This is a genomic window from Rhizobium sp. J15 (assembly GCF_002531825.1).
Lineage (GTDB): Bacteria > Pseudomonadota > Alphaproteobacteria > Rhizobiales > Rhizobiaceae > Rhizobium.
The window spans coordinates 1-3413 of the sequence record NZ_NWSX01000091.1 but is presented as its reverse complement, the minus strand read 5'-3'; the positions used below and the strand labels follow the sequence as shown (position 1 = coordinate 3413).

General features: G+C 59.8%; 2 protein-coding genes and 1 pseudogene. 2 read left to right on the top strand and 1 reads right to left on the bottom strand.

Annotated features, from left to right (window positions below; genetic code table 11):
- On the top strand, positions 1-1763 hold a 1763-nt coding region (locus CO670_RS32190), incomplete at its 5' end, for a hypothetical protein (protein WP_097594048.1).
- Positions 1764-1971: 208 nt separating this feature from the next.
- On the opposite strand, the gene CO670_RS33595 is transcribed toward CO670_RS32190, so the two are convergent.
- Positions 1972-2262: a hypothetical protein gene (locus CO670_RS33595; protein ID WP_225880282.1), complete on the bottom strand. Its 291-nt coding sequence runs from the start codon at positions 2260-2262 to the stop codon at positions 1972-1974.
- Between the two features lie 25 nt (positions 2263-2287).
- Here CO670_RS33595 and CO670_RS32185 point away from each other — a divergent pair.
- Positions 2288-3413 (top strand): annotated as a pseudogene (locus tag CO670_RS32185) (hypothetical protein); the annotation flags it as partial.

The window sequence follows — 3413 nt, the reverse complement described above, 5'->3', positions numbered from 1 at the left end:
CCATCCAAAGTCTCGATCTGCCCTATATCGACAGCGACTATCTGACATCCAGCCTCAAGAAGATGGACCTTGTCATGTCGGGCTCGGATGCCATCGAGCCGGTCGTGGAGCGCCCGATCGACGAGAACGACATCCTGGAAAGCAAGGTGCTGCGCGGCTACGCTCCGTCGACCGCCTATGAGCCGACGCTGAAGAAGCTCGACGAACTCAAATACGGCATTCTCGGCGACGCCGTGAAGGACGTGAACCGGGATTTCGTCGCGCCCGACAACATGGATGACCTCGACCAGCTGACGCCGGAACAGAAGGCGACGCTGCTCTACGATCTCATCGAGATCAAACAGCAGTTCAATGGCTATATGAACCAGTATGGCGACAGCGTGCCCGATGGCGAGCGCGTCGGCAAGGACCTCGATGCGCGGATCGAAAAGCTGACGGCCGATCCGGCGACGCAGCAGCATCTCTCGGATATCTTCGCGAGCGGCATGAAGGAATATCTGCAGCGACCGGAGAATTCCGATCTGCTCACCAACATCGAGGACGCCTATCTGATCGACATCGGCGGCGGCAAGGCGATCGACCGGGCGCTGAGCGCCGGCAAGAGCTTCGAAGATGCCCTGAAGGATTATTATTCCGAACTCAACACCCTCGTCGATCTCCTGCCCCAGGATTATATCGATGCGCATCTCGACGCCGCGAACGTCACCTTCGCCAATATCGTCAAGGAACATTATATCGGCGACGGCCAGGGTGTCGATCTCGAGCCGCTGCTGTCGGGGCCGGATGACACCTTCGAGCCCGGGGCGACGAATGACGCCATCAGCCAGTTGGCAACTACGTTCGCCGAGGATTTCATCAGCAAAAACGGCCCGGCCGATGGCGGCGAAACGCTGAAACAGAACCTGGCGCAGGATATAGCGCGCGACGTCGACGGCGTTCTGCGGATGGTGCGCGGCGGTATGAAGCTCGACGATGCGCTCGCCTCCTTCAAGGATTCGCTCGATCTGCCGCGCCAGACCCGGACACCTGCCGGCATCGATGCCGAGGTGTACAAGGCCGGTCTGGTGCACGCCGTGCAGATGCTGACGATGTCGAGCGTGCTGGTGGCGCGCGGCCTCGGCGTCGGCGGCAAGTGGACGCCGGCCGATATCGCCGCCGCGGTCGGCTCGGCGACGCAGATCGTCGGCATGACGATGGAAGGTCTCGGCAAGAACCTCGACGTTGCCGGCAAACCGTTCAGCGCCTTCGGCAATCAGCCTGGCAGCTGGGGCAAGGGGATCTCGATGAACTTCTCGCCGAAGACGATGGAAGCGGCAGGCAAGATCCTCGGCGCGGCCGGCGGCCTCGCCATGGCCGGCCTCGGCTTCTATTCGGCGTCGCGGTCGATGAAGGCCGGCGACCGCGCCAAGGGCGCGCTCGAAATAATCGGCGGCATTGCCGGTACCGGCAACGCGCTGATCGGTTTCTCCGAGGCGATGCTTTATCTGACCAATGCCATGTCCCGTGCCTTTTCCGGACTCGGAACGGTGGCGCCGGAAGTCGTGACCATCTTCAGCAGCGCCGCCAAAACCGGCCTTGCCGCGGCCGGACTGGTCACCGGCCTCGTTGCCTCGGCCGTCGGGCTGGCGCTTGGTCTGTGGGATATGGCCAATGGCGTGAAGAAGCTCGACAAAATGGAAAAGCAGCTGAACGAGAAGCTTGAACGCTACACCGGCGAGTCCGTGCATCTCGAATTTGGGCCAGACCCGTCATTCATCTGGTAGAGGCAGAGGGGCGGCAACGATGACCGCCACAGCCTGGGAAATACCCTGCGACCCCTCGGTAAAAATGTGATTTTTGATCTCCAGGCGCGAGGCCGCTGCATTTTATGCAACCGCGATGTCGCGATCGGGCTTGAATTATCACGCAAAGGTCGATCTTATGCCTAACGTAAGGTAAACGACGTCATCCGCGAAAAGCGGAAAAAGAAAATCAAAGGGAACGCATGTCATCGATCGCACCAGCATCTTCGGATATCGATACGGTTTCATTTCTCCGGCTAAACGCCAATTCCGATCCGAAGTCCGAAAATTCCACGAGCCAGGGCAAAACCACGAGCACCACGGTCAAGAAGGCATCGCCTTTTGCCTCTGACGGGACCACGGCGGCAGCCCTGACGATTTTCTCCTCTATATCGGCGCAGACGAGCAGTCCGAAGTTCGTTTCGCTGGCCGCCACGTCGAATGGCACGTCCCGCCCTACCGCGCCGATCCAGCCGGTCATCGATCTCCTGTTCAATTCCGATTTCATGAGCGAGATCAATCAGGGCTTCATGGAAGGGCTGAAGGACAAGGACAAATCCTTCGAGAGCATCGACGTCGTCAAAAACCCTCACAATTACACTGCCGAGCAGAAACTGATCATGTATCTCGATCTGCTTCAGACCAAGGCGACCTTCGGCCAATACAAGGACAGCCTCGGCGACAACCAGCGCGGCATCTACAACGACCAGGAGATCCTGAAGGATCTCGACAAGTCAATCGCCATCCTGGGCTCGGACCCCGACGTCAACTCGCTGATGACGGAGAAGGCGCTGAAGGCCTTCAAGCTGATCTTCTCCGGTTATCGCGTGGCGCCGGCCGATACGAACAAGGACGCTTCCGAGATCATCAACGACACGATAACGCGTGACGAGAAGATGAAGGACCTGCGTACGAAGGTCGAGGATGCCTTTGAGCGCGACATCGTCAATGGCGGCCTGCTGAATGACGGTCTCAAATCCGGCAAGGACGTCACCACCATTCTCAAGGAATATAATGCCGCCCTCGGCTTCTATTCCATGGTGCTTCCCGACGATTTCGTAAAGCAGCGCTCGGCGATTGCCGACAAGACCTATGCCGAATTCTTCGACAAGAACGTGCTGCCGACGATCTCCGATCCGACGACGGCGCTCGATGGCCTGATCCGCATGGGACTGGCCGGCAACAAAACCGAGCGGGAACTGAAGGGGCTCGGCTCCATCCTGCCGGTTGTGGATTTCGACCAGTCGCTCGGGCTCGGCGGGAGCCTGTTCCCCGATCTCAAGATCGACCTCGACGGTTTGAAAAAGGTTGCCGCTTCCGAATTCGGCAGCACCGTTCCCAACAATATCACCCACCTGTTCAACCCGACCATCCAGGCGATGGCCAACCAGTTTTACGGGTCAGACAGCCCCGAGGTGCGCGATCAGTTCAAGGCCGACGTCAAGGCGCTTCTCGGTCCGCTGCTCGACAAGGTAGGCGCCGGAGAAATCGGCATCGGCGATCTCGCCGGCAATCTGGAGCGCCTGACGTCGCGCCTGAGCGCACCCGGCGGCAAGGAGGTCTTGGGCTACCGCCATGCGGTGCAGACCGCGCTGGAAGGGCTCGTCATGGGCGCCAGCCTGGTCTCGAAGT